This is a genomic window from Pseudoxanthomonas sp. LjRoot206 (assembly GCF_056175725.1).
On record NZ_JBGFFI010000003.1, the window covers coordinates 91,161 to 117,404 of the forward strand.

Here is a 26,244-nt window from a genome sequence, read left to right on the forward strand (position 1 = left end):
ACAACCGGGGCGTGGAGATGGGCCATCAGCCGCCCAAGCTGACCTCCTTCAGCCGCTGGATCTGGTCGCGCAGGCGCGCCGCGTCCTCGAACTCCAGATCGCGCGCGTGCTGGTACATCTGCTGCTCCAGCGCCTTGATCCGGGCCACCGCCTGGGCCGGATCCATCACGCCGTACTCCGCGGGCTCTTCGGCCACGCGGCGCGACTTGCCCCGCCCGCCCTTGCCCTCGCTGGCCGCTTCGCTGCGTGCGCCCTCGAGGATGTCCACGATGGGCCGGGCCACCGACTTCGGCGTGATGCCATGCTCCAGGTTGTATTCCACCTGCTTCTCGCGGCGACGGCCGGTCTCGTCGATCGCCGCCTGCATCGAGCGGGTCATCTTGTCGGCGTACAGGATCGCCTTGCCGCGCAGATTGCGCGCGGCGCGGCCGATGGTCTGGATCAGCGAGCCGGTGGAACGCAGGAAGCCCTCCTTGTCGGCGTCGAGGATCGCCACCAGCGACACCTCCGGCATGTCCAGGCCCTCGCGCAGCAGGTTGATGCCGACCAGTACGTCGAACTTGCCCAGCCGCAGGTCGCGGATGATCTCCACACGCTCGACCGTATCGACGTCCGAGTGCAGGTAGCGCACCTTGATGCCGTGTTCGCCGAGGTATTCGGTCAGGTTCTCGGCCATGCGCTTGGTCAGCGTGGTGACCAGCACGCGGTCGCCCCACGACACGCGCTCGTTGATCTGCGACAACAGGTCGTCGACCTGCGTGCCGACGGGCCTGATCTCCACTTCCGGGTCGATCAGGCCGGTGGGACGCACCACCAGTTCGACGACCTCGCCGTTGGATTCGCGCAGCTCGTACGGCCCGGGCGTGGCGGAAACATAGATGCTGCGAGGTGAGCGGGCTTCCCATTCCTCGAACCGCAGCGGCCGGTTGTCCAGCGCCGACGGCAGGCGGAAGCCGAACTCCACCAGCGTCTCCTTGCGCGAGCGGTCGCCCTTGTACATGGCGCCGATCTGCGGAATGGTCACGTGCGACTCGTCGATGACCAGCAGCGCATCGGCCGGCAGGTAGTCGAACAGCGTCGGCGGCGGCTCACCCGCCGCCTTGCCGGTCAGGTGGCGCGAGTAGTTCTCGATGCCGGAGCAGAAGCCGACCTCCGCCATCATCTCAACGTCGAACTGGGTGCGCTGCGCAAGCCGCTGGGCTTCGACCAGCTTGTTCTGCGCGTACAGGCTCTCCAGGCGATCCTTCAGTTCGACCTTGATGGTGTCGATCGCCGACAGCACGCGCTCGCGGGTCGTGGCGTAGTGGGTCTTGGGGTAGACGGTGTAGCGCTGCAACTTGCGCAGCGATTCGCCGGTGAGCGGATCGAACAGGCTCAGTCCCTCGACCTCGCCGTCGAACAGTTCGATGCGCACGGCTTCGGCGTCGCTTTCCGCCGGATGCACATCGATGATCTCGCCACGCACGCGGAACGTGCCCCGCTGCAGTTCGTATTCGTTGCGGGTGTACTGCAGCTGGGTCAGGTGGCGGATCAGCTCGCGCTGGTCGATCCGTTCGCCCAGGGACAGGATCAGCCGCAGCGACAGGTAGTCTTCCGGGGCGCCCAGGCCATAGATGGCGGACACGGTGGCCACCACCAGCGCATCCGGCCGCGACAACAGGGTCTTGGTCGCCGCCAGCCGCATCTGCTCGATGTGCTCGTTGATCGAGCTGTCTTTCTCGATGAAGGTGTCGCTCGAGGGAACATAGGCCTCGGGCTGGTAGTAGTCGTAGTAGCTGACGAAGTACTCGACGGCGTTGTGCGGAAAAAAGGCCTTGAATTCGCCGTACAGCTGCGCCGCCAATGTCTTGTTGGGTGCCATGATCAGGGTCGGCTTCTGCACCTGCTGCACCACGTTGGCGATCGTGTAGGTCTTGCCCGAGCCCGTCACGCCGAGCAGCGTCTGCTTCGCCAGCCCGGCCTCGAAATTTTCGGCGAGCTTCTTGATCGCCTGCGGCTGGTCGCCGGCCGGGGAATAGGGGGAAACGAGCTGGAAACGGTCAGTCATCGGGGGAGGATCGGGTATCGACATTTCAGTATATCCCCGCGAACGTGAGCGCCGGGCCGGCAAACTCCTACAAGCGGACAGGTACTGACCTGATGGCCGCCTCGTGCCGCGGGCTGGACTCTGGCGGCGTCCAGTTCATATCAAGGAGTTTTCGATGGCATGGATGCCTTCGTCTCCCCGAGCAGGGGGGCACGCCTGTCCGCGCGTGAGCGGATTCACCCTTGTCGAGTTATCCGTCACGTTGGCGGTACTGGCGTTGATGACCGCCATCGCCATTCCATCGCTGCGGGATTTCCGCGCACGGCAGCAGGTCAACGCGACGATGACCCTGCTCGTGTCCCACTTCGCGTCGGCGCGGATGACCGCGATCGTCCAGGGCGTGCCTGTCGTGGTCTGCCCGAGCGAAGGATCGGGCACCTGCCGACAGAGCACCGACTGGAGCGGCCATTGGCTGTCCTTCCGCGATCCCGACGGCAACCGCAGGCCGGACGAGCAGATCGACATCTACCGCAACGACACCGTGCCCAGCGATCCTGATGTCCGCATCCTGTCCACGCAAGGCCGGCGACACGTCCGTTACCAGCCTTCTGGCATGAGTTACGGCACCAACCTGACCATCAGGATCTGCTACGACGGACGCGTGGCGGGCAGCGTGGTGCTGAACGGCACCGGCCGCGCCCGCAAGGTCCGGGGCAATCTCAGCACACCATGCTGATCGTCTTCGCCGCCCTTCGCCTTGGATGAGGAGGCTTGTCCCCGCGGCATGGGCTGGCTACAATACGCGCCCCGCCCGAATAGCTCAGCCGGTTAGAGCACTTGACTGTTAATCAGGGGGTCGTTGGTTCGAGTCCAACTTCGGGCGCCAGATTGAACAAAAAGCCGCATCAGTGATGATGCGGCTTTTTTGTGGGCGAGCGAGGATCCTTCACTGTCCGCGACCTACCAGCAACCCGGCGTCTCCGGCTGCCGATTACCGGCCTGGTCGATGGACAACGTGCCGCAGCTATCCCCAGACTGACGCCCGATCGGCGTAGCGGTCAACACGTACTCCCTTGTATCCAGGTCGCCTGGCGCGATGGTGTAGAAGTCCGTAGTGTCGCCATCGCAGTTGAACGCAGCCGGGCTGCCTGCCGCGCTGTAATCGAGCGACGTCGTGTAGAAGCGCTCCATCTGCTGTGCGGCCTGCAGCAGGCAGGCCGTGCCAGCGGCACGCCTGCTCTTCCTGACGTGCTCGTTATAACTGGGTAACGCGATGGAGGCGATGATGCCGATGATGGCGACCACCACCATCAGTTCGATCAGCGAGAAGCCGGCGTGCGACTTGCCTCTCATGCTAGCGGGAACGTTCATCTGCTGGATCTCCATGCGTTAGTCCCTCCGGAGTTCGCGCCACGAGGCGCGATCCCACCGCGGCCGTGATGTCAGCGGCGAGCTCACACCACTGCCACCCGTACCTCCCACCACAAGCACGCCGCGCAGCAGGCTGGGCAGCGTGGGCATGCCGTTGCCGACATTCACCGACCCCACCGGCAGACCACCCGACACCGCCGTATTGTCGGTGCCACCCGTACCGTCCAAGTCGAAGTAGGACATGCCGCCGCCCGTCCCCGTAAATGCATCCAGCGCGTTGATATAGCCCGTGCCGTCGGCGTTACATGCATCGCCCGAAGGGATCACACTGGCCGTGACCATGAATCTGGCGGCCAATTGAGCGTCCTGGATGATTCTTTCACCGCGCGCCGGCAGATCGATATACCAACCCTTCGAGGTGGCAGGAAGCGCGGATTTCGATTCGAAGGCACGCACATTGCCCTCCGTTACCTGCACGGTACGGGCGGTCAGACTGGCGCGGACATGCGGCGTGCCCTCATCCACGAAACCGTACATGCTTTGCACATCGACACTCGTCGACTGCGCGTCTTCGGCCGTCAGGTAGCGACCCGTACCGAAGAATACCCAGCGCTTCTTCGTAATGGGGTGAACACCCAGCGCGAGCGCACCGCTGATGGGCTGCGCCTTGCCGCCAGCGTCCTGTGCGGTAAACAGACGGGTGGCGGTCCACGCGCCCGGCGTGGCACTGGTCAGATCGAACTTCCACACATTGCCCAGCATGTCGCCCGCGTAGACATATGCCAGCGTCCTGCCGTCGGGGCCATAGACACCGGTGGGGGCCGACAGACCATTGGGTAGCGCAGTGGATCCGATACCCGTGTCGATCTCGCGGATCACAGCCCCCGTATCCGCATTCAGCACCATCAACACCGCACGCTCATTCGTGCTGTTGACGCCATTACCCGTGATCACAGCCGCTGCGCCTGTCTGTACCCGGGCAAAGAACGGCTTGCCGAGGATCAAGCCCATGTTGGCGCCTGAAGCGCGCTCCCACTTGTACACCGAGGTCGCAGTCGCGGCCTCCGGAGCAGTCACATCCAGCGCATACAGGCCTTTGCCGCCCTTGCCCAAAGCACCTACGAGAAAATTACGGTTGGCTGTGAGCGACCGATTGCTGACAACGACGGGGCCATCGACGAAGAATTTATGCGCATAATCACCGCGACTCAGCGTCGACAGATGATTGATATTGATGATGCTGGGAATGTAGGCGAACAACTCAACTCCAGTCGCCGCATCAAATGCATGCAACATACCGTCGTTGGCGCCTACATAAAGCGTATTGGTTTCCTTCACGTAAGCCGGTGATGAGCCGATGATGTCGCCGATCTTGCTGGCGATTCGGTTCCGCAGTACGCCCCCACCGGTATGCTCCTCAAGCCGCTCCTCGCCCTTGATGTAGTTGGCGTTGTCCGTCGCCGTAACCGGATAGTTCAATGCGCTGCCTGTGCGAGCCAGCAAAGGCAGTTGTGTCCCGGACGGAAAGGCTGTGCCGCTGGTACCCGTAGATGTGAATACCTTGCGGCTACTCCATGCCGGTAGTGATCCCGCCCAACTGATGGTATTGGCCACGCCAGAGGCGGTGACCGAGCGCGCGATCACTTCACCCGTCCAACTTCCGGGAACGTAGCTCGCATTAAAGACTTGTGCGCCAGTGTCCAGCGACACCGTATTGCTGGCGACATTGGAGAACGAACTTGCGCGCCCACGGATCTCGCTCAGGGCGCTACGGAGGGCACGAGCGAAATCGTCAGCATTGTTGGCCAGCACAAACGTCCCGCGACCGTTGACGGCCGCGTGCCACAAATCGTCGATGCTTGGTGATTGGTTGTTCGTTGGAAACGGCCAAGTCTTGGTGCCGGCAGTGATTGCCGGCAGGTCCGTTTCAGGATCCAGTGTACCTGCAGCACCGAGCGATACCGAAAAAGTCACCATGTGCTGCCAGAACGCAGGATTGGCAGTCGAGCTGGGCACCACATTATCCAGGTCCGGACGCAGGTCGTTTTTCCAATACCGCATGGCGATGTCGGCCAGCGTGTTGGAGTGCGGACTTGAATACGGCAGCGAAGGCGTATACGTATACGGCGCTCCGTTGGGATTGGGGATCGCTGTGCCAGCCGCATTGTCTTCTTCAGCAACTGAGGTCCACGCACCATCGTTACGGTAACCATCGGTCGTCAGGATGGTGAAGTTCTGGCGACAGGCGAACTGGTCCTCTCCCCATGGACCAGTACTGGTCGTATCTGTTGCGAAGTACTGTCCTGCCTGGTACAGAGCCTCACGCAACGGTGTCGAGCCACTACCTGTCTCCGCGTAGAGACGCTGATACCACGCCGTCTTGTTGTTGTTGGCACCGGTGGGGCCGCTCGGATCTTCAAACAAGCCCTTGTTGCGAGTAACGGGAATTGGCTTGGCACGCGTGATCGGATGACTAGACCAACTGATGCCGCCCGATGTGCCACTAATCGGCATGTCGTTCCAAATATTCCGGTAGCCTACGCGATACTCCGAACCAATTTCGGAGAAGGCACGACCCGACGCTGCTTTGGCGATCTTGTAGCGCGTCCTGTGGTAAGAGTACCAAGTGGCATAGTTGAGTCGTTCCTCCGCCTCGGTGCGTCCCGTGGGAGTAACGCGGACGCAATTGCGCCATTGCGTACCCGTATCCGTTGAGCACCCGTAGCCAGCCAGGCCACGGTTGTAATTGGGCCCACTTCCCGTGCGCCCTATGAATTCACTACGGATGATCACTTCATCCGGGTGGATCTGGTAGCGCCAGAAATTGGCTTGACTGTTGAGATCCCCGGCCAGGTTCTTTGCAATGTAGAACGTCCTGACCTCGTCCCTGAGATCCACCGTGCTGTTGTCGAATGGCGGGATGCGGTCTGTGCCCGCGTATGCCGAGCGATAGTTCTGCCCACCGGCCATAGTGGCACCGGTCGAATCAACCCAAGGCAGATACGTTGTGGCCGGATTGTAAGAAAGCTTGTTGTGCAGGTATGAGAATCGCCTGAAGTTGCTGTAATTGGTGCCATCCGGCAAATAGTCCCATTGCATCGAGCCGGAGTTGTCCAGCAAGAAGAGAATATTCGGCGGAATGCGCGCACCGATGGTAAGCGGCTGGTCGGGAATGGCAATACCTGCATTGGCCGGCAGCGCGAGCAGCGTGGCGAGAAATGCCACGGAAAGACTCCACCACTGCCGAGGACGAGCAGCGTTCTGGCGATCAGATTGGCGAGAGTATTGGATTTTCATGGCTCATCCGGAATGCGGCTGATGACGGTGGCTTGCACAAGCACGTCGGCACGGCCTTCGGCACGGCTGCGCGCTGTCACGCGGTAAATAGGATTGGCACAGTTCAAGGTGGAGCCGGAGGTGGAGTCGCATCCGCCCGGCTGGCCGGGGCCGGTACCGATGTATTCGATCCAGTACTCCGGCGCCTCGGGAATGCGCACGCTGTCGTACTCCGCTACATCCAGCGGAACCCACACGGGTGCGGATCCGCTCGGGCACACCCCGTCGACGCAGGCATCACCCACCGCCGGCGTCTGGGTATCCCAGTTTCCGACGCCCAGGATCTGGTCCTGAGCAAAGCGCAATGCGCCCTCGGCCGCCTGGAATGCAAGGCTTCGATCGCGGAGATTGGCCGCCATCCGCTCCTGCATCGCGGAGCTCCTCATGATGGCGAGCCCAAGGATTGCCGTCACCACGAGCAGAATGAGGACAACGACGAGCGCGATGCCCTGTTGCCCACTCCGCATGGACTGTCCGCGGAACCGGGTGTACCTCATAGCGTGCGCCCCCTCAGGCTGATGACATTCGACACCTGGCGCGTAATCGCCCGTCCGTCGTCGTCCGCACCCTGCAACGTCATTGCGATCCGCACCGAGATCACGTCGTTCCCCGCGACATTCGCGTAGTTGGCGGCGCCGCGCTGTAGGTACTCGAACGCGATGTCCTGGACACCCTCGATCACTTCCTCGGGAGCACCGCCCATGCGCGACATGAAGAGCGAACTGCCGCCGCGACCATTGGGCAAGACGGACCAGTTCACGTCGCGAAAGCGCGCCAGCGTCACGGAGGGAAGCAAAGCGGGATCATTGACCGGATAGTCCGGCAGCGCGGCGAAGGTCACGGTGTCGGTACTGACGCCCGTCGCGGTGATCACATGCGTCTTGTTGCTGTTGCACAACATGATCACGTCACCCACGGAGAATGCATCGGTTGCATCCTCCAGGTCCTCATCATCCAGCCTCACCGACGTACTCGTCGTGGTCGCCACACGATAGGCGGTATCGTCCCCGGAGAAGATCCGGAGGCTGCCGGCGGTGCCTTCGATAGGCGCGGTACTGAAACGGACTGCCTCGAAACTGGCGCCTTCCACGTTGGAGAATCGCGAGCAGGCGCTACCACCTGCGGCACGGATATCGCGCGACATCAGTTCGAAGGCGATGCGTGCATTCTCCTGAATACGGTTCAGGCCCTCGTTGGAACGATACGTCGCCTGGTTCGATTGCAGGATCGCCAACGCGGCACCCGCCACCAGCAGGCCCAGCACCAGGGCAACCATCAGCTCGATCAGACTGAAGCCGGCCGCCTGCCGCAGGAACGATCTGTAACCCTCCCGACGCGCGCTCATATCGTGGTCCTCGTGACGATCGTCCGCGTCTGCTCTCCACCGGCGCGCGAGTCGTCCCATTGCACGGTGATCACGCATGCGTCGGGACAGCCCGCGACCTGTCCACAGGTCGTCGTATCGTCGTCATCACCGGTGATATTGAGCTTCAGGTCCTCGATCCAGTTCCGCAGATCGTTCTGCGCCAACGTACCTGCAGCACCCACCGCACAGATCATGCCGCCCGTGTTGTAGTTCAGGGCATTGGCGCGATTGGCCCGCATGGCATCCAGGATGGCATTGGTCTGCATCACCGCCTGACTCGTTTCCAGCGAGCTTTGACCTCCGCGCAATGCAACCGACTGCATGGCGGCAACGCCGAGCAGTCCGATGCTCAGCACGACGACCGCGACCAGCACCTCGATGAGGCTGACGCCCCGGATGCCGCGCGCACCATGCGGCGATCCCCTGCGGGGACGCACTCGCGTCTCAAGCTGACACTTCATGGGCAGGCACCCCCACCGTTGCCTCTCTCGGTTAACACATGGCCGGCGACGCTGATGGTAAGCAGGCGCTGGTTGTCCGCCGGTTTGTCGGTCGGGATGCATACGGTCAGCTGCGTCGCCGCCGCGATCAGACCCGTCGAATTGAAGGTGATGCCGCCAGCGGGACCGGTGAGATCCAGGTTGGCGGGGAAAATGCCTCCCCGAATGGTCTCTTCGTCCGCGTCCCGGTTGTTCTGTCCGACAACCGCCCAGCCCCTCCAGTCACCGCCGGCCGTGCACTCCAGGCCATCGTCACTGCCGCAAAGAACGACCGGCGCACTTCGGCGGATCGCCTCTGCGCGCGCCAATTGAGCCGCGGAAGCCAGTTCGCCGGCAGTGCTCGACAGGCGATTGGAGTTCATCAGCGTGATCATCGCGGGGGACGCAACCGCCGCGATGAGCGCGATCACGGCGATGGTCACCATCAGCTCGATAAGTGTGAAACCCTGGCACCTGACGATGCGCCGCAACGCACCTCCGGCCTCGCCCTGGGCGGGTTGTAAGGCAGACATACCATTCCCCTTGTAGATGGCCCACGCTAGCGCCCCGAGGCAGAGGGCACCAGCGTTTGCAGAATGAACGGCACAATCCGGCCCCCAAAAGGCGGTCGAGGTCCGGCTTTACGAACAGCTTGGGGCATCATGGGGGCCTGTCCCGAACTCCAAGCCCATGCCCCTCCACTCTCCTCAGACCGTGCTGAGCCCTCTCGACACCCTGTGGCAGGCGCGGACCCTGGTCTGGGTGTTGCTGGCGGGCGAGTCTCTGGCGGCGGTGCTGGCCATCGCACCCAGCAGTGAAGGCGACCGCCTGACCTACTTCGGCGTCGCCTCGCTTGCCATCCAGTGGATATCCCTGACGGCGCTGTGCCTCCTCTACCTGTTGCGCAGGCAACTCGTGCGCTTCCGGCCACCCGTCGTCGCCCAGATCGGGCTGGGCGCACTGTTAGCCAGCACCTGGATGGTCGTCGGCCTTGCCTGGCTGACGCTGCGCGACTTCGCACTCATGCCTGAGGACGGCTGGACGCCCTTCGCGCTGCGCGTGACCGCCATCGCCCTGATCATGGGGCTGCTCGGCCTGGCCGCCTTCCAGGCACAGTGGAATGCCAAACAGCTGGCCGTCAGCGCCGAGCAGGCCAAACTGCAGGCGCTGCAGGCCCGCATCCAGCCGCACTTTCTGTTCAACACCCTCAATACCGGCATTTCGCTGCTGCACGCGAAGCCCGACCTGGCAGAGCAGTTGCTGCTGGACCTGTCGGACCTGTTCCGGGCGGCGCTGTCGCAGCGCGATTCGTTGCGGCTGGAGGAGGATCTTTCGCTCGCGCGCCGGTACCTGGAGATCGAACAGCTGCGCCTGGGCGACCGCCTGCAACTGCGCTGGGAAGTCCCCGATGCGCTGCCAACGCTGCAGATTCCCACGCTGTCCATCCAGCCGCTCGCCGAGAACGCGATCCGCCACGGGATCGAACCTTCGACGGCGGGCGGCGAAGTCGGCATCCGGGTCTGGCTGGACGAGGGATACCTGTACATCGCCGTGGCCAATACCCTGCCGCCGGCGTCTGCGCGCGCCGCCGCCGGCCACCAGGTCGGTCTCAGTTCGGTGCGCGCCCGCATCCACGCCACGACCCAGGGCCGCGGACGCGTGGATACGCGGGTCGCCGACGGCCTCTACACCGTCACCATCCAGTTGCCGCTCGACGTCCCGCGATAGACGGGGACGTCAGGTCACCACGCGGTAGCAGGGCTTGTACTCGCCTGCGATCTTCATGCGGCGCTGCTCGACGAAGGCGCGCAGCAGCGCATCCAGCGCCAGCATCATGGCCGCGTCGCCGTGGATCTCGAACGGGCCGAATTCCTCGATCCGGCGCATGCCGTCTTCCTTGACGTTGCCCGCCACGATGCCCGAGAACGCACGCCGCAGGTCGGCGGCGAGATCATGCACGGCGCGCCCGGGACGCAGCTGCAGCGCCGCCATCGCCTCGTGCGACGGAACGAAAGGCTGCTGGTAGTCCTCGGGGATCTGGACGGCCCAGTTGAAGAAGAACGAATCCTTGTGCTCGATGCGGTACTCGCGCACCTTGCGGATGCCGCCCACCATCTTCTTCGCCACCGCGACCGGGTCGCCGATGATGATCTCGTAGCGCTCGGCCGCCGCGTCGCCCAGGGTCAACCGGATGAAGCGGTCGATCTGCTCGAAGTACGGCGCGGCGATGGTCGGGCCGGTCAGGATCAGCGGGAACGGCAGGTGCGCGTTGTCCGGATGCAGCAGGATGCCGAGCAGATAGAGGATCTCTTCCGCCGTGCCCACGCCGCCCGGGAACACCAGGATGCCGTGACCGATGCGGACGAAGGCCTCCAGGCGCTTCTCGATGTCCGGCATGATCACCAGGTGGTTGACGATCGGGTTCGGCGACTCGGCCGCGATGATGCCCGGCTCGGTGACGCCGATGTAGCGCGTCTTAGCACGGCGCTGTTTGGCGTGCGCGATGGTCGCGCCCTTCATCGGCCCCTTCATCGCACCCGGACCGCAGCCGGTGCAGATGTCCAGGCCGCGCAGGCCCAGCTCGTAACCGACTTGCTTGGTATAGAGGTATTCGTCGCGCGAGATCGAGTGGCCACCCCAGCACACGACCAGGTTGGGGTCGCTGGGCTTGAGGATGCGCGCGTTGCGCAGCAGGCCGAACACCGCATTGGTGATGCCGGCCGAGGATTCCAGGTCGTCCGCATACTCCGGACCGAGTTCGATGGCGGTGTACGCCAGGTCGCGTACCACGGCGAACAGCAGCTCGGCCACGCCGCGGATGATCTCGCCATCGACGAACGCCATCGCCGGCGCATTGATCAGGTCGATGCGCACGCCGCGGTCCTGCTGCAGGACCTGAATGTCGAAATCAGGATAGAGATCGCGCGCTGCGCGCGGATCGTCGGACGCGCTGCCGCTGGTCAGCACGGCCAGTGCGCAACGGCGCAGCAGTTCGTGCATGCCGCCGCTGGATGCGTCGCGCAGGCGCGCCACTTCGGCGCGTGAAAGCACGTCCAGGCCGCCACGCGGATAGATCCGCGCGTCCTGCACCGGCAACGCCCTCGATGCCGTTTGGTTCATGGGAATCCCTGTCGTCTGTTCGTGAGGAGCGGGACTGTAGCGCAGTCCCGCAGGCAAGAGGAGTCCGCCCAAAAGAAAACGGCCGGGTTTCCCCGGCCGTCCTTTGCATTCCGCTGGCTAACTGCGGATCAGAACTCGTACTTCAGGCCCACCTGCAGCGACCACTGCGAGATGCCGTTGGTCTGGCTGTCGGCGTTGGTCGGCATGCCCAGCGCGGTGGACTGGCCGAACTCCGTACCGGAGCGGTAGCCATAGACATACTGCCCCTGGTGGACGCCGATCAGCGTGGCGACCGCCTGGTTGGCGTTGAAGCCGTAGTCGACCACGTGGCCCCAATCCTTGTTGATCAGGTTGCCGACATTCTGGATGTCGAGCCAGATCTTGGACTTGTGGCCCTTCATGAAGCCCGGCAGTTCCTGGCTGATGCGGATGTCGAAGGTGTTGACCCAGCCGGAGGTGAAGCCGTTCTCGGGCGCGTAGGTGCCCTTGTAGCGGCTCAGGCCGTCCTGCCGCTCCAGCCACGTCCAGAACGCCTGCTCCATCGCCGCGTTCGGGGTGAACACGCCGGTCGCGCTCAGGCTGCCGAACTTGACGTCGTTGCCGGTGCCGTTCGGCACGTAGAACAGGTCGTTGAAGGTGCGGTTGTCGCCGTTGGCGTCGCCGTTGAAGATGTAGCTGAACGGACGGCCGCTGCGGCCTTCATAGAACAGGCCGACCTGGGTGGCGTAGTCGCCGAAGAACTTGTGCGACCAGTTCAGGGCGCCGCTGAAGCGGTCCTTGATCTCGTAGCGGGCGGTCGAGCTGGTCGGCTCGTTGATGCTGGTGCCCAGCTGCGAACCGTAGCCCGAACCCGCGGTGGAGCTGGTCAGCGCCGACACTTCCTCGGCGTTGGTGCGGGTGTAACCCAGGCTCCAGGTCCAGTCGCTCTCGGTGGAGAACGGCTTGGTCAGCGAGACCGTCAGCTGCTGGCCCTTGCCCTTGTTGGTGTTCTCCAGCAGGAACACGTCACCGAAGTACGTGTTGCGGCCGAAGCGCGCACCATTGGGTGCCAAGGCGCCGGTGCCGGCGCTGCTGTTGCCGAACGGACGCGAACTGTTCGGGTTCCAGTACAGCACGCGACCGTCCGGACCCACGTAGCCGGGGCCGACGTTGAGGGTGCGGTAGAACAGGCCGTTCTTGACGTCCGTCAGCAGCAACTCGGCCGACGCCACGATGCCGTTCCACGGGGTCTCGACGTCGATGGCCAGGTTGGCCTTCCACACCGACGGCAGCTCGAAGTCGCTGCTGATGGCGTTGACGTTGCGCACGCCGGCACCCGGGGTGCTCGGGGAGTTCTGGTTCAGGCCATCGGCGCTGAACGGCACGGTTTGCCACGAGCTCAGATTCTGGTACGAGACATAGTTCATGCCCGTGCTGCTGTAGGCATTGCCCACCCACACGTTCGGCGCATCACCCTGGAACAGGCCCACGCCACCACGCAGCTGCATGGAGCGCTCGCTGTCGAAGGTGTAGTTGAAGCCGAAACGCGGCTGGATGATGTAGTCGCCGTTGTAGGTGTTGTTGTTGGCGATGCCGAAGCCACCGGTGTAGCCGGTACCGCAGGCGGCGTTGATCGTGCCCGGGGCGGCGGCGAAGCACTCGTTGTACGGCGGGTTCGGGCTGGCGTCGGGCTTGTCGGCGCGCACGCCGAAGGTCAGCGTCAGGTTCGGCGAGACGTACCACGTGTCCTGCACGAAGAAGCCCATGCTCTTGTTCTTGTAGCGGGCCGCGATCGCGCTCGGGTCGGTCGGGTTGGTCTGCAGGTCGTAGTCGAAGTACTGGCCACGACGCAGATTGCCGAAATCGGAGACGCCATTCACCAGCGGCACGTAGAAGCTGTAGTTGCCCCACGAGTCCTGCAGGAAGAAATTGTAGATTTCGCTCTCGCTGTACTCGGCGCCGAACTTGATGTCGTGGTCGCCGACGGTCCAGGTGCCCGAACCGAAGTAGTTCCAGGTTTCGGTCAGCAGGGCGTTGCCCGGCGAGCTGCGCTCGGTGCCGAGGCGGATCGCGTCCAGGCCGGAGAAGCTGTTGCTGCTGCTGCCGATCGGGGCGTCGTTGCCGTTGCCGACGATACCGTCGTCGAAATAGACCTGGATGGTCGGTGCGGTGGTCGGGCTGATGCGGATCGCCGAGTAGTCGCGGTAGGACACCTTGAACTCGGTGGAGAACGTGTCGGACCAGTCGCTGAACAGCTGGCCGACGTAGCTTTCCACGGTCTTGGCGTGGTTGTACCAGTTCGAGCTCAGCGACAGGATGCTGGCCGTGGACGCTTCCGGACGCACGCGGTTCTGTTCCAGCTTGCTGTAGCGCAGGCTGGCGCGGTGGGCGTCGCTGATGTTCCAGTCCAGCTTCAGCGCGTATTCTTCCAGCTCGGTGTCGCCGCCGCCGGTCAGGCCGCCGGCATCGAAGCCCCAGACGTCGCGCGCGATGTTCTGCACTTCGGCCAGGTCGGCGGCGTCGAAGTCGGCGTTGCCGGCCGCCAGCGGGTTCGTGCCCTGGCTCTTGCCGGCCGGGCCGATGTTGGTCTGCTTGAACTTCTCGTAGTTGGCGAAGAAGAACAGCTTGTCCTTGACGATCGGGCCGCCCAGGGTGACGCCCCAGGTGGACTCGTCGTCGTATTCGTCGAACGGCAGGCCGGTGACGTTGAGCGAGCTGCCGGCGACGCGCGCCGGGTAGTCGCCGAACCAGTCGCCGTCGCGGTAGGTGCCGTACACCGAGCCGTGGAATTCGTTGGTACCCGACTTGGTCACGGCGTTGACGTTGGCACCGGCGGCGCCGGACATCGTCACGTCGTAGTTCGACAGGTTCACGTCGATGGCTTCGATGGCTTCCATCGAGACCGGCTGGCGCTGGGTCGGCATGTTGTTGCCTTCCAGGCCGAAGGTGTCGCTGGCCGACACGCCGTCGATGGTGATCTTGTTGAAGCGCGGGTTCTGGCCGCCGGCGGTGATGCTGCCCGAGGCGCGATCGCTAAAGGTCACGCGCGGGTCGAGGCGCATGTAGTCCTGGATGTTGCCGTTGACCGACGGCAGGTTCTCGATCGTCACGCGATCGACGCTGGTGCCCGACCCCATCTTGGTGGCGCTGAAGACTTCCGAACCGCCGGAGAAACCCACGGCCGTGACGGTTTCCAGCGTGGTCAGGTCGCCGGTCAGTGCGGCGTCCACGGTGCTGGTCTGGTTCAGCTGCAGGAAGATGTTGTCTTCGGTCTTGGTGCCCGAACCCGACTTGGTGATCGTCACCTGGTAGGGACCGCCCACGCGCAGGCCGCGCGCGGTGTAACGGCCGCTGGCATCGGTGGTGGCGCGGCTGACCGTACCGGATTCGACGTGGGTGATGGTCACTTCGGCGCCGGCGACGGGCTGGCCGCCATTGTCGGTGACCAGACCGCCCACACCGGACGAAGTGCTCTGCGCGAAGGCAGGAGCGGCGGCGAGCGCGACGACGAGGCCAAGGCTGAGCTTGGACAGACGAAGACGACGGGGTTGGTTCATTGGATAAACCTCAGGTACGGGAGTGATGTGGCGAAGCTGGCTGACGGACGTGCGCGGAAGCGACCCGGAAGGTCGTTTCGAAGGGCGTGCTAGGGGTTCCCATGGCCCACGCGACGTTCGCGGAGGTTAATAACAGGTTAACACGATAGGACCATTTTGTGACCGCGGCATGACAAAATTTCCGCAGTGCAGCACGGTCGGCGACCCGCCTTCGCGAGCGCCCTCACCTTGCGAGCCGGCCACCCCACGACCCGCCCCCTGCGGTCAGATATTGGGGGGCGTCAGCTTCAGGTACGTGCCGATGCCGTCCAGCACCATTTGCACGGAAATGGCGACCAGAAGCATGCCCATTAACCGCTCGATCGCGGTCAGTACGCGCCGCCCCAGCCACTTGTAGAGCACCGTCGCCGAGAACAGGATCACCGCGGTGGCGCCCCAGGCGAGCAACAGGGCCAGGCTCCAGTCGCCGAGTCGGGAGGGCTCGTTGCTGCCCATCAGCATCACGGCCGCCATGCCGGAAGGGCCCGCCACCAGCGGGATGGCCAGCGGCACGATGAAGGGTTCGCCGCCCGGGACCTCGCCCATCAATCCCTCGGGGCGCGGGAAGATCATCCGCACGCCGATCAGGAACAGCACGATGCCGCCGGCGATGGCGACCGACTCCTGCCGCAGGTGCATCATCTCGAGCGCGTACTTGCCGCCCCACAGGAAGGCCATCAGGACCGCCAGCGCGATCAGCAGTTCGCGCACCACCACAATGCGCTGCCGGCGCGGCGGCAGCGGCTTGAGCACGCTGAGGAACACCGGGATGTTGCCCAGCGGATCCAGGATCAGGAACAACAGCAGGGCCGCCGAGAGGACGGTCATGCCCGCACCTTCCATATCTGCCCCCTGTGCATGGCGCCCCCGGATGACAGCAGGGTGACGCAGGCCGAGGCGTAGGCACCGGCATCGCGGGCCTGCGCATCGGTATCGTCGGCGTAGGCGCGCGAGCGCAGTCCGGTGCGCATCGGCCCGGGCTGCAGCGCGGACACGCGGACGGTACTGGCGGCCAGCTCGGCATGCAGCATGCCCACCAGCGAGGTCAGCCCGTGCTGGGCGACGCCGTAGGCGCCCCAGTACGCCTGCCCGACACGGGCCAGGTCGTCCACGCTGAAAACCAGCGCCGCGTCGTCCGACTGCTTGAGCAGCGGCAGGCACGCCTGGGACAGCCACCACGGCGCGGTGAGGTTGACGTGCACGATGCGGGCGAACGCCGCCGGGTCGGTATGTTCGAGCGGTGTCAGGCCCTTGAACTCCGCCGCGCAGTGCAGCACGCCGTCCAGCCGGCCCAGTTCGGCGTGCAAACGGTCGGCGAGCTCGGCGTAGTCGTCGGGTGTCGCGCCCTCCAGGTCGAGCGGGTAAAGCAACGGTTCCGCGCCCACCTTCGCCACCGCGTCGTATACGCGGTTCAACTTCGGCACCTTGCGGCCCAGCAGCACGACGGTCGCGCCGGCGTCCGCACATGCCACCGCAGCCGCACTGCCCAACCCGCCATGCGCACCACTGACCAGCACCACGCGCTGGTCCAGCGCGCGCGCGGCGCGCGCCGGCAGTCCGATCAGACTCACGGTGCGAACGCCTCGGTCACTATCCGCTGCAGTTCGCCCGATTCGTGCAGTTCCAGCGTGATGTCGCAACCGCCGATCAGCTCCCCGTTGATGAAGAGCTGCGGGAAGGTCGGCCAGTTGGAGAAGCGCGGCAGGTTGGCGCGGATCTCGGGTTCTTCCAGCACGTTGATCACGTGCAGGTGCTCGGCGCCGGCGTCGCGCAGCGCCTGCACGGCCCGGCTGGAGAAGCCGCACATCGGGAACTGCGGCGTGCCCTTCATGAAAAGGACGATCGGGTGGCCATCCACTTCGGCCTGGATGCGTTCCATCACCGGCATGCTGATTTCTCCTTCATTGACGGTTTGGCAACCACCGTCGGGTACACTTTCGAACCGTTCCGCAGGCCTGCCTGCGGCTCGCATAGTGTAAGCCTTTGCATCGCCTGCCGATGCCAGCGCACCCTCTTGACCCGCCTAGCGTAAGGAACCGAGCCATGGCCATCGAACTGCCCCCCCTGCCCTACGACCGCACCGCGCTGGAGCCGCACATCTCCGGCGAGACCATCGATTTCCACTACAGCAAGCACCACAAGACCTACGTCGACAACCTCAACAAGCTGATCGAGGGCACCGAGTTCGCCGACGCGTCGCTGGAAGAGATCGTGCGCAAGTCGCAGGGCGGCATGTTCAACAACGCGGCCCAGGTCTGGAACCACACCTTCTACTGGAATGGCCTCAAGCCCAACGGCGGCGGTGAGCCGACCGGCAAGCTGGCCGAGCTGATCAACAAGGCCTTCGGCGACTTCGCCAAGTTCAAGGAAGAGTTCACCAAGACCGCCATCGGCACCTTCGGCTCCGGCTGGGGCTGGCTGGTGCAGCGTCCGGACGGCTCGCTGGCGCTGGCCAGCACCTCCAATGCGGCCACCCCGCTGACCGGCGAGGACAAGCCGCTGCTGACCATCGACGTGTGGGAGCACGCCTACTACATCGACTACCGCAACGCCCGCCCGAAGTACGTGGAGTCGTTCTGGGCGCTGGTGAACTGGGATTTCGTGGCCGGCAACCTGCGCTGAGCGCGCACCATCGCTCCACATGGAAACGGCCGGGGAAACCCGGCCGTTTTCGTTTGCGCCTTAGGCAACGGTCCGCCTAGGCAGACAGTCGTGCGACGACCGGCGCCACCTGCGACTCGCGCACGAGCGCAGTGCCCACGCGCGACAGTGCCTGCGCCAGCGACGAGGCGTCGTCCGTACGCACGGTGGCGTGGCCGACCTTGCGACCCGCCCGCGGATCCTTGCCATAGTCGTGCCAGTGGCCACCCGATTCCTGCAGCACGGCGCGCGGATCCGGCATCTCGCCGATCCAGTTGAGCATGCAGGCATGGCCAAGCACGCGCGTATCGCCCAGCGGCAGGCCGAGCACGGCGCGCAGGTGGTTCTGGAACTGGGACGTCTCCGCGCCTTCGATCGTCCAGTGGCCGGAGTTGTGCACGCGCGGCGCCATTTCGTTGGCGAGCAGCTCTCCCTCTCGATAGAAAAGCTCCAGCGCGAACACGCCGACATAGTCGAGCGACTCGGCCAACCGGCGCGCATGCGCGCAGGCGGCGTCCGCCAGTGCGACGTCGACGCGCGCAGGCGCCAGGCTCGCCGACAGCACGCCGTCGACATGCCAGTTCTCGGTCAGCGGCCACGTACGGAACTCGCCGTCGCGACCACGCACGGCCACCACCGACAGCTCCCGCTCGAACGGAATGAAGGCTTCGACGATCAGGCCGACCGTGGCCGCCTGAGCGCCCAACGCCTCCCACGCCGCATCGACATCGGCCAGCGACTTGATCCGGAACTGCCCCTTGCCGTCGTAGCCCAGGCGACGCGTCTTGAGGACGCAGGCGCCGCCCAGCCGCTCGACCTCGGCACGCAGCACGTCGAGGCTGCCAACGTCAGCGAACGCGCCGACCGGAATGCCGAGTTCCTGGAACAGCGTTTTCTCGACCAGGCGATCCTGCGCGACCGCCAGTGCGCGCGGGTTCGGGAACACGGGGACGCGCTGCGAAAGCCATTCGGCGCTTTCCGCCGGGACGTTCTCGAAATCGAACGTGGCGACGTCGACCCTGGATGCGAACTCGGCCAACGCCGCTTCATCGCGATAGTCGCCCACCAGCAGCGGCGCGAATTGGCCGGCGCAGGCATCCGAAGCGGTATCCATCACCAGGAAGCGCAGGCCGAGCGGCGCACCGGAGAGCGCGAGCATCCGCGCCAACTGGCCACCTCCGAGGATGCCGACCGTCGTCATAGCGGCTGGCGAGGATCGTCGTGCGCCATCACGTCGTCGGTCTGCCGCGTGCGGAAGGCATGGAGCGCAGCGCCGATCGCCGGATGTTCCGCCGACAGCAGCGCGGCGGCGAACAGGCCCGCATTGGCCGCGCCCGCGTTGCCGATCGCGAACGTCGCCACCGGAATGCCGGCCGGCATCTGCACGATGGACAGCAGCGAGTCCATGCCGTTGAGCGCCTTCGACTGCACCGGCACGCCGAGCACCGGCACCGCCGTCTTCGCGGCGAGCATGCCAGGCAGGTGGGCGGCACCGCCCGCGCCGGCGATGATCGCGCGCAATCCACGCGAAGACGCTTCCTCCGCATACGAGAACAGCACGTCCGGGGTGCGGTGCGCGGAGACGACCTTCACTTCGTAGGGAACGCCCAGCGCATCCAGTTTCTGCGCGGCATGCTGCATGGTCTCCCAGTCGGAGCGGGAACCCATCACGATGCCCACGACGGGGCTGGAAACGCTGGCGGTCATGGCCGTCCTCGGTCGCAAAGACGTATTCTACCCTTCTGACCGAACCGCTGATCGAGTCCCCCACATGGACCGCAAACTGCTCGACCTCCTCTGCTGCCCCACCACCCGCCAGCCGCTGGCCATGCTCGACGCGCGCGGCCTGGAGGCGCTCAACCGCGCCATCGGTGAGGGACAGGTCAAACGCATCGACGACACCGCGCAGGCTGACCCGTTGCGCGAAGCGCTGGTCACGCACGACCGCAAGACGGTCTACCGTGTCGAAGACGGCATCCCGGTCCTGCTGGCCGAAGAAGCGATCGCCACCGCGCAGGTCACCGACTTCCCCGCGCGATGAGCCAGCACCCGACGCCACCGCCTGCGGAGGTCGTCGCCTCGGACGTCGCGCGCGCGCTGGCCGAGGACGTGGGCAATGGCGACGTCACCGCCGCCCTGTTGCCCGATACGACCGACATCGCCTACCTGCTGTGCAAGGAAGACGCCGTCATCGCTGGCCGTCCCTGGTTCGATGCCTGCCATCGTGCCGTCGACCCCGAGGTCCGGATCGACTGGCGCGTGCAGGACGGCGATCGTGTCGGCGCCGGTACCGTCGTGGCCACGCTGGCCGGCCGGTCGCGCGCGCTGGTCACCGCCGAGCGCTCGTCGTTGAACTTCCTGCAGACGCTGTCCGGCACCGCGACCGTGACGGCCGAGTATGTCGACGCCGTGCGCGGCACCGGCTGCACCATCCTCGATACACGCAAGACCTTGCCCGGCCTGCGCCTGGCGCAGAAGTACGCGGTCCGTTGCGGTGGCGGGCAGAACCACCGCATCGGCCTGTACGACGCGGTGATGCTGAAGGAGAACCACGTGCGCGCCGCCGGGTCGCTGCGGGCAGCCATCCGTGCCGCCCGCAGCGCGCAACCGTCGCTGCCGCTCATCGTGGAAGTGGAAACCCTGGCGCAGCTCGACGAAGCGCTGGCGGAAGGCTGCGAACGCATCCTGATCGACGACTTCGATGCCGAGACCCGGCGCGAGGCCGTGCGTCGCGCGAAGGCCGCGCCGTATACCGGTCGAATCCCGCTCGAAGTCTCCGGCAGCGTCGACCTCACGACCTTGCGCGGCATCGCGGAGGACGGCGTCGACTTCGTCTCGATCGGCGGCCTGACCAAGCACGTCCACGCCATCGACCTGTCGATGAAGCTGGGTCCTGCGCCATGAGGCTGGCATGTCGCCGCTGAGCGCATTGCTGTGGCTGATCGCCGGCGGCGCGGCGTTCGCCTACTGGAACGCGGCACGCGCCGCCGCCGAACGGGCCGGCGCGCTGGGCCGCAACGCCTGCCAGTCGGCAGGGGTCATCTGGCTGGACCAGAGCGTACACGCCAACGGGCTGCGCCTGTGCCGCGGCGAGGATGGCTGGCTGGGCTTCGAGCGCAGCTTCCGCTTCGAGTATTCGTACGACGGTGTCGACCGGCACGTCGGCCGGCTGGTGCTGCGGAAAGGCCAACTGGTGTCGTTCGTCGGCCCTGTCGCACCGAGGGTGTCGCCGATCAATCCGGACTGACGGGCCGCGAGAGGGCGTCCTCGCTGGCGCACGCAGCGCTACGACCGGGTTACTTCACCACGCGCAGGAACGGAGGACGCTTGCCTCCGCCACCGGCAGGCGGCGTATCGTCGTCGGGTGGCGCGTCCTGCGACGTCACGACATCGTCGTCATCGCCCGCGGCATCGGTGTCGTGCGCCACATCGTCCGGCAGCGCCATGCCCTGCCCGGTCTCGCGCGAGTAGATCGCCAGCACGGCGCTGATCGGCACATGCACCGCATGGCTGACGCCGCCGAAACGGGCGGTGAAGCTGACGGCGTCGTTGTCGATCATCAACCGCACGACGGCGCGCTCGGCGATGTTCAGCACCACCTTGCCTTCCTTCACCGCGCTCGCGGGCACCTGCACGCCCGCCATCGTCGCGTCTACCAGCAGGTGCGGGGTCATGCCGTTGTCGGCGATCCACTCGTTCAGCGCCCGCAGCAGGTACGGACGGTGGCTGGTCATGCGGGAAGAGGCGTCGGTCATTTCACTTCTCGGCGGCCCATCGCGGTACGGAATCGCGCCAGGCCTGGTCGTGCACGGCGGTGGGTCAGACCGGGATCTCGCGCAGCTTCTTTTCCGCGTCCGTCAGGCTGCGCAGGAAGCCGGGATGCCGAAAGATGCGGTTGCCGTAATCCTCGATCGCCTTGCCATCCTTCGGCAGCGGCACGTCCAGCGACGGCAGGCGCCAGATGATCGGCGCCATGGCGCAGTCGGCCAGGCTCATCTCGGGATTGAGGAAGAACTTGCTCGCCTTGAACAGCGGCACGGATGCGGTCAGCAGTTCCTTCAGGCGCTTGCGGCCGGCTTCGGCCTGCGGCTTGTTGCCCAGCTGGATGGCCTGCACCTGCGGCACCCAGTCGTGCTCGATGCGCAACATCGCCAGGCGCAATCGGGCGCGCGACAACGGATCGACCGGCATCAGCGGCGGGTGCGGATAGCGTTCGTCGAGGTATTCGCTGACCACCGAGGCGGCGTACAGCACCAGATCGCGCTCCACCAGGGTGGGCACGGAATGGTAGGGATTCAGGTCGATGAGATCTTCGGGCGGATTCTGCGGGTCCACCGGGACCAGGTCGTAGCTCACGCCCTTGGCGGCGAGCACCAGCCGCACGCGGTGGCAAAGGACATCATCGGTGGAGGAAAACAACGTCAGTGTATTGCGCATACGTGGACTCGCAGCCATTCACGGCTCTCCGACGATCGGAATCCGCCGATCGCACCGACGCCGCCAGCCCCTTGCCGACGGTCGCCACGGTCCCTGAGTGTGCAATCCCCGCCGGAAAAAGCCAAGCAATCCCAACTGGCTTTCCCCATGCCGGCGCAGGCCTTCCGGCCTGCTCCGTGGCGTCGGACGCGCGACGCCGCTTAGTGGACGTCCTTCCAGTACTCCTGCTTCAGCAGGTAGGCCAGGAACGTTAGCGCCGAGAGGAACAGGATCACCCACACGCCGATGCTCTGGCGCTTCAGGGCTGCCGGCTCGCCGACATACTCCAGGAAGTTGGTGATGTCGCGCGCGGTCTGGTCGAACTGCTGCGCGTTCTGGCGACCGGCCTGCGTGACCTTGAGGCTTTCCACGTGGCGCTCGCCCGTGGCCGCGTCGGGCTGGCCGTACTCGGCGTGCTGCATGCCCTGCAGTTCCCACAGCGGGTTGGGCATGGACGCGTTGGGGAACAGCTTGTTGTTCCAGCCGAGCGGACGCGACTCGTCCAGGTAGAACGACTTGAGGTAGGTGTAGATCCAGTCGCTGCCACGCACGCGCGAGATGACGCTCAGGTCGGGCGGCATCTTGCCGAACCACTTGGTGGCCGGGTCGTGCGGCATCGACACCTGGATCTGCTCGCCGAACTTGGCGCCGGTGAAGTTGAGGTTCTTCATCACCTCCTCTTCGGTCAGGCCCAGATCCTCGGCCATGCGCGAATAGCGCATGTACTTCAGCGAGTGGCAGCCGGCGCAGTAGTTCATGTACAGCTGCGCACCGCGCTGCAGCGAGGCGCGGTCGCCCAGGTCGTTGCCGGCCTGCAGCTTCTCGCCGCCGCCGGCGGCGAACACGGAGAACGAAATCAGCAACCCGCTGGCGAAGACAGCTAGGCGAGAGGCGAAAGTCTTAGTCATGCGTCGTCACCCGCTCGGGCACTGGCTTGGTCTTGTCGATCTTGGTCCAGATCGGCATGGTCAGGAAGAACAGGAAGTAGAACGCGGTCAGGAAGCGGCCGACGATGGTCTCCACCGGATCCGTACCCGGACCGGCGCCGATCTTGCCCAGCCAGACGAAGCAGATCGCGAACACGCCCAGCAGCACCTTGGACAGCACGCCACGGTAGCGGTAGGACTTCACCTTCGCACGGTCCAGCCACGGCACCAGGAACAGGATCGCGATGGCGCCGAACATCACCAGCACGCCGCTCAGCTTGTGCGGCACCACGCGCAACATCGCGTAGTACGGCGTGTAGTACCACACCGGCTTGATGTGCTCCGGCGTGACCAGGCGGTTGGCTTCGGTGAAGTTGTCGTGCTCGAGGAACCAGCCGCCCATCGCGGGCGCGAAGAACACGATGAACGCGGCGAGGATCAGGAAGCCGCCGACGTAGAAGCCGTCCTTGACCGTGTAGTACGGGTGGAACGGCACGCCGTCCGCCGGCGCGGTCGGCGACCAGCGGTTGCCCTTCGGGCCCTTCTTGATCTCGACGCCGTCGGGGTTGTTCGAGCCGACCTCGTGCAGCGCGAAGATGTGCAGCACCACCAGCAGCAGCAGCACCAGCGGCAGCGCGATGACGTGCAGCGCGAAGAAGCGGTTCAGCGTGGCGTCGCTGGGCAGGTAGTCGCCCATGATCCACTCGGTCAGGCCGTTGCCGATCACCGGGATGGCGCCGAACAGCGAGATGATGACCTTGGCGCCCCAGAACGACATCTGGCCCCACGGCAGCACGTAGCCCAGGAAGGCTTCGGCCATCAGCACTAGGTAGATCAGCATGCCGAGGATCCACACCAGCTCGCGCGGCTTCTGGTACGAGCCGTACATCAGGCCGCGGAACATGTGGATGTAGACGACGATGAAGAACAGCGAGGCGCCGGTGCTGTGCATGTAGCGGATCAGCCAGCCCCACTCCACGTCGCGCATGATGTATTCGACCGAGGCGAAGGCTTCCGCCGCGCTCGGCTTGAAGTGCATCGTCAGGAAGATGCCGGTCAGGATCTGGTTGACCAGCACCACGATCGACAGCACGCCGAAGATGTACCAGATGTTGAAGTTCTTGGGCGCGTAGTACTCGCTCATGTGCTTGCGGTACACGGGCATGAAGCCCGGCGCGCGCGCGTTGAACCAGTCCACGACGCCGTCGGCGGTACGGGTGATGATGTTCGCCATGGCTTACGCGCCCCCTTGCGGATCGAGGCCGACCACGATGGTGTTGTCGTCCTGGTAGAAATGCGGCGGCACCACCAGGTTGGTCGGCGCAGGCACGCCCTGGAACACGCGGCCGGCCATGTCGAAGCGCGACTTGTGGCAGGGGCAGAAGTAGCCGCCCTTCCAGTTCGGGTCGTACGGTTCCGGCTTGATCTCGGCCGCCATTTCCGGCGAGCAGCCCAGGTGGGTGCACAGGCCGACCAGCACGGAGATCTCCGGCTTCAGCGAGCGCGTCTCACCGGTGATGTAGGCCGGCTGCTGGTCCTTGTTGGCCGACTGCGGGTCGCGCAGGTTGCCGTCCAGCGTGGGCAGCGCGTCCAGGATCGCCTTGGAACGCTTGACGATCCAGATCGGCTGGCCGCGCCATTCCAGGATCAGGCGCTGACCTTCCTGCAGACCGGTGAGATCGGCAGTCACCGGGGCGCCGGCCAGCTTGGCCCGGGCGCTCGGATTCCACGACTTGATAAAAGGTACTGCTGCAATACCGGCACCCACTGCACCCACCACCGCGGTGGTTGCAGTCAGGAACCGGCGTCGGCCCGTATTCACAGGCCCATTGACCCCATCGATGGCCATCCGGCACTCCGAAAAACAATCAGGTAGCTAAAAAGGCTGCCAAGGCCGCACGCCCAGACATCGGCGCGGACCGCAAAAGACGGCAAAGTGTAACGGAAGCCTTAATGGGCCGACAACGGCTGCCATGGAATCAAGGGCTTGCGTGCGCCCGGAGGCGCCGGCCGCGACTCAGCGCGCGGCGACGGCCTGCCGGTAACGGTCGGCCAGCACGGCCACGCGCTGGACGTAGCGCTGGGTTTCCTTGTACGGCGGGACGCCACCGTGACGGTCGACCGCGCCTTCGCCCGCGTTGTAGCCGGCGGCGGCCAGGGTCAGGTTGCCGTTGAAGCGCTTCAGCAGCCAGGCCAGGTACTGCGCGCCGCCACGGATGTTCTGGCCGGCGTTGTAGGAATCGGTCACGCCGAAACGGCGCGCCGTGGCCGGCATCAGCTGCATCAGGCCCTGCGCGCCGGCGTGCGAGAGCGCCATCGGGTTGTAGGAGGACTCGGCGTGCATGATCGCGCGGAGGATCGATTCTTCCACCCCGAACTCGCGCGACGCCGCGGCGATCTCGGCCGCGTAGGCGGAGGTGTTCAGGCGCAGGCGACCGAAGTCGACGCCCGGGTTGCCGCAGGCGAAGCAGGTCTCGATATAGCTGTACTTGATGGTGCGCAGGCTGGCCACCTGGGTACCGCCCTGCGGACGCGCGCTGGTGTAGTGGCGCACGCCGTCCTTGATATAGGAGTAGACCTGTCCGCTGACCACGCGGCGCGGACCCGTCGCGGCAGGCGCGGGCGCCGGCACGGCGGCCGGCACGATGGCGCTGGCCGAATCAGACAGTGCGGGCGCGGTGGCCGCCCCGATCGCCGGCGTGGCGACAGCCGGACGGGACACGGAGGCGACCTGGGTCGGACGACTGCGGTCGGGCGTGTAGCGGCTCACGACTTCGCAGCTGGCGCCGCTGACGCGCTTGCTGACATAGGCCGGCACACCGTCGGCGCCGGTGCACTTGTACAGCGTGCCCGCGCTGGCCGGCAGTGCGGTCAACGCGGCCAGCATGGCCAGAAGCGTCAGAGTCCCCCTCATGCCGCGCAGTGTCCC

General features: G+C 65.3%; 26 protein-coding genes and 1 tRNA gene. 7 read left to right on the forward strand and 20 right to left on the reverse strand.

Annotated features, from left to right (window positions below; all coding sequences use genetic code 11):
- Positions 1 to 25: 25 nt before the first annotated feature.
- Positions 26 to 2,047 (reverse strand): excinuclease ABC subunit UvrB, encoded by a 2,022-nt coding sequence (gene uvrB / locus AC04MD_RS09625; RefSeq protein WP_475497066.1) that lies wholly within the window; start codon positions 2,045 to 2,047, stop codon positions 26 to 28.
- Between the two features lie 205 nt (positions 2,048 to 2,252).
- Here uvrB and AC04MD_RS09630 point away from each other — a divergent pair, with 205 nt between their 5' ends.
- Entirely contained in the window at positions 2,253 to 2,762 is a 510-nt protein-coding gene (locus AC04MD_RS09630) for a GspH/FimT family pseudopilin (protein ID WP_475497067.1), read from the forward strand.
- A gap of 73 nt (positions 2,763 to 2,835) precedes the next feature.
- Positions 2,836 to 2,912 (forward strand) — tRNA-Asn (locus tag AC04MD_RS09635).
- A gap of 74 nt (positions 2,913 to 2,986) precedes the next feature.
- On the opposite strand, the gene AC04MD_RS09640 is transcribed toward AC04MD_RS09635, so the two are convergent.
- Genes AC04MD_RS09640 through AC04MD_RS09665 form a run of 6 tightly spaced genes read right to left on the reverse strand, consistent with a single transcriptional unit; the run spans position 2,987 to position 9,111 of the window.
- Positions 2,987 to 3,412: a type IV pilin protein gene (locus AC04MD_RS09640; protein WP_475497068.1), complete on the reverse strand. Its 426-nt coding sequence runs from the start codon at positions 3,410 to 3,412 to the stop codon at positions 2,987 to 2,989.
- A 3-nt stretch (positions 3,413 to 3,415) separates the two neighbouring features.
- Positions 3,416 to 6,694 carry a pilus assembly protein gene (locus tag AC04MD_RS09645; protein WP_475497069.1) on the reverse strand — a complete coding sequence of 1,093 codons (3,279 nt, stop codon included), beginning with the start codon at positions 6,692 to 6,694 and terminating at the stop codon, positions 3,416 to 3,418.
- Entirely contained in the window at positions 6,691 to 7,200 is a 510-nt protein-coding gene (locus AC04MD_RS09650; RefSeq protein WP_475497070.1) for a pilus assembly PilX family protein, read from the reverse strand. The genes AC04MD_RS09645 and AC04MD_RS09650 overlap by 4 nt, the downstream gene beginning before the upstream one ends.
- A gap of 26 nt (positions 7,201 to 7,226) precedes the next feature.
- A complete protein-coding gene (locus AC04MD_RS09655) occupies positions 7,227 to 8,078 on the reverse strand; it encodes a PilW family protein (protein WP_475497071.1) in 852 nt (283 codons plus the stop codon).
- Positions 8,075 to 8,560, reverse strand: coding sequence for a type IV pilus modification protein PilV (gene pilV / locus AC04MD_RS09660; protein WP_475497072.1), 486 nt, complete (start codon positions 8,558 to 8,560; stop codon positions 8,075 to 8,077). The genes AC04MD_RS09655 and pilV overlap by 4 nt, the downstream gene beginning before the upstream one ends.
- Positions 8,557 to 9,111: a GspH/FimT family pseudopilin gene (locus AC04MD_RS09665; protein ID WP_475497073.1), complete on the reverse strand. Its 555-nt coding sequence runs from the start codon at positions 9,109 to 9,111 to the stop codon at positions 8,557 to 8,559. The genes pilV and AC04MD_RS09665 overlap by 4 nt, the downstream gene beginning before the upstream one ends.
- A 157-nt stretch (positions 9,112 to 9,268) precedes the next feature.
- On the opposite strand from AC04MD_RS09665, the gene AC04MD_RS09670 reads away from it, so the two are divergent.
- Positions 9,269 to 10,306: a sensor histidine kinase gene (locus tag AC04MD_RS09670; protein WP_475497074.1), complete on the forward strand. Its 1,038-nt coding sequence runs from the start codon at positions 9,269 to 9,271 to the stop codon at positions 10,304 to 10,306.
- 9 nt (positions 10,307 to 10,315) lie between these two features.
- Here the strand turns inward: AC04MD_RS09670 and ppnN are convergent, their stop codons facing one another.
- The 5 genes from ppnN to grxD form a co-directional block, all read right to left on the reverse strand.
- Positions 10,316 to 11,698: a nucleotide 5'-monophosphate nucleosidase PpnN gene (ppnN, locus tag AC04MD_RS09675; RefSeq protein ID WP_475497075.1), complete on the reverse strand. Its 1,383-nt coding sequence runs from the start codon at positions 11,696 to 11,698 to the stop codon at positions 10,316 to 10,318.
- A 128-nt stretch (positions 11,699 to 11,826) separates the two neighbouring features.
- Positions 11,827 to 15,234 (reverse strand): TonB-dependent receptor, encoded by a 3,408-nt coding sequence (locus AC04MD_RS09680; RefSeq protein ID WP_475497076.1) that lies wholly within the window; start codon positions 15,232 to 15,234, stop codon positions 11,827 to 11,829.
- A 264-nt stretch (positions 15,235 to 15,498) separates the two neighbouring features.
- Positions 15,499 to 16,101: a YhgN family NAAT transporter gene (locus tag AC04MD_RS09685; RefSeq protein ID WP_475497077.1), complete on the reverse strand. Its 603-nt coding sequence runs from the start codon at positions 16,099 to 16,101 to the stop codon at positions 15,499 to 15,501.
- Positions 16,098 to 16,844 (reverse strand): SDR family NAD(P)-dependent oxidoreductase, encoded by a 747-nt coding sequence (locus AC04MD_RS09690; RefSeq protein ID WP_475497078.1) that lies wholly within the window; start codon positions 16,842 to 16,844, stop codon positions 16,098 to 16,100. Before AC04MD_RS09690 ends, AC04MD_RS09685 begins: the two co-directional genes overlap by 4 nt.
- A complete protein-coding gene (grxD, locus tag AC04MD_RS09695; protein WP_475497079.1) occupies positions 16,841 to 17,161 on the reverse strand; it encodes a Grx4 family monothiol glutaredoxin in 321 nt (106 codons plus the stop codon). The genes AC04MD_RS09690 and grxD overlap by 4 nt, the downstream gene beginning before the upstream one ends.
- A gap of 155 nt (positions 17,162 to 17,316) precedes the next feature.
- Here grxD and AC04MD_RS09700 point away from each other — a divergent pair, with 155 nt between their 5' ends.
- Positions 17,317 to 17,895, forward strand: a complete 579-nt coding sequence (locus tag AC04MD_RS09700) for a superoxide dismutase (RefSeq protein WP_436041591.1) — start codon at positions 17,317 to 17,319, stop codon at positions 17,893 to 17,895.
- Between the two features lie 76 nt (positions 17,896 to 17,971).
- Here AC04MD_RS09700 and AC04MD_RS09705 read toward each other — a convergent pair whose 3' ends face one another.
- Both AC04MD_RS09705 and purE read right to left on the reverse strand, forming a co-directional pair.
- Positions 17,972 to 19,114: a 5-(carboxyamino)imidazole ribonucleotide synthase gene (locus AC04MD_RS09705; RefSeq protein WP_475497080.1), complete on the reverse strand. Its 1,143-nt coding sequence runs from the start codon at positions 19,112 to 19,114 to the stop codon at positions 17,972 to 17,974.
- Entirely contained in the window at positions 19,111 to 19,620 is a 510-nt protein-coding gene (gene purE, locus AC04MD_RS09710) for a 5-(carboxyamino)imidazole ribonucleotide mutase (protein WP_475497081.1), read from the reverse strand. Before purE ends, AC04MD_RS09705 begins: the two co-directional genes overlap by 4 nt.
- 64 nt (positions 19,621 to 19,684) lie before the next feature.
- On the opposite strand from purE, the gene AC04MD_RS09715 reads away from it, so the two are divergent.
- Genes AC04MD_RS09715 through AC04MD_RS09725 form a run of 3 tightly spaced genes read left to right on the forward strand, consistent with a single transcriptional unit; the run spans position 19,685 to position 21,160 of the window.
- Complete coding sequence (locus tag AC04MD_RS09715) at positions 19,685 to 19,954, forward strand: Trm112 family protein (protein ID WP_475497082.1); 270 nt, start codon at positions 19,685 to 19,687, stop codon at positions 19,952 to 19,954.
- Positions 19,951 to 20,817 carry a carboxylating nicotinate-nucleotide diphosphorylase gene (gene nadC / locus AC04MD_RS09720; RefSeq protein WP_475497083.1) on the forward strand — a complete coding sequence of 289 codons (867 nt, stop codon included), beginning with the start codon at positions 19,951 to 19,953 and terminating at the stop codon, positions 20,815 to 20,817. Before AC04MD_RS09715 ends, nadC begins: the two co-directional genes overlap by 4 nt.
- A 7-nt stretch (positions 20,818 to 20,824) precedes the next feature.
- A complete protein-coding gene (locus AC04MD_RS09725; protein ID WP_475497084.1) occupies positions 20,825 to 21,160 on the forward strand; it encodes a DUF3301 domain-containing protein in 336 nt (111 codons plus the stop codon).
- Between the two features lie 49 nt (positions 21,161 to 21,209).
- Here AC04MD_RS09725 and AC04MD_RS09730 read toward each other — a convergent pair whose 3' ends face one another.
- The 6 genes from AC04MD_RS09730 to AC04MD_RS09755 form a co-directional block, all read right to left on the reverse strand.
- Positions 21,210 to 21,668: a ClpXP protease specificity-enhancing factor gene (locus AC04MD_RS09730; RefSeq protein ID WP_475497085.1), complete on the reverse strand. Its 459-nt coding sequence runs from the start codon at positions 21,666 to 21,668 to the stop codon at positions 21,210 to 21,212.
- A gap of 64 nt (positions 21,669 to 21,732) precedes the next feature.
- Positions 21,733 to 22,368 (reverse strand): glutathione S-transferase N-terminal domain-containing protein, encoded by a 636-nt coding sequence (locus tag AC04MD_RS09735; protein WP_475497086.1) that lies wholly within the window; start codon positions 22,366 to 22,368, stop codon positions 21,733 to 21,735.
- Positions 22,369 to 22,550: 182 nt separating this feature from the next.
- On the reverse strand, positions 22,551 to 23,297 hold the full coding sequence (locus AC04MD_RS09740) for a cytochrome c1 (RefSeq protein WP_475497087.1): 747 nt from the start codon (positions 23,295 to 23,297) through the stop codon (positions 22,551 to 22,553).
- Positions 23,290 to 24,549, reverse strand: a complete 1,260-nt coding sequence (locus AC04MD_RS09745) for a cytochrome b (protein ID WP_475497088.1) — start codon at positions 24,547 to 24,549, stop codon at positions 23,290 to 23,292. The genes AC04MD_RS09740 and AC04MD_RS09745 overlap by 8 nt, the downstream gene beginning before the upstream one ends.
- Positions 24,550 to 24,552: 3 nt before the next feature.
- Positions 24,553 to 25,164: a ubiquinol-cytochrome c reductase iron-sulfur subunit gene (gene petA / locus AC04MD_RS09750; RefSeq protein ID WP_475497089.1), complete on the reverse strand. Its 612-nt coding sequence runs from the start codon at positions 25,162 to 25,164 to the stop codon at positions 24,553 to 24,555.
- Between the two features lie 168 nt (positions 25,165 to 25,332).
- The gene (locus tag AC04MD_RS09755; RefSeq protein WP_475497090.1) at positions 25,333 to 26,229 is read right to left on the reverse strand and encodes a lytic transglycosylase domain-containing protein; all 897 of its coding nucleotides are present in this window, start codon (positions 26,227 to 26,229) and stop codon (positions 25,333 to 25,335) included.
- Positions 26,230 to 26,244: the final 15 nt, after the last annotated feature.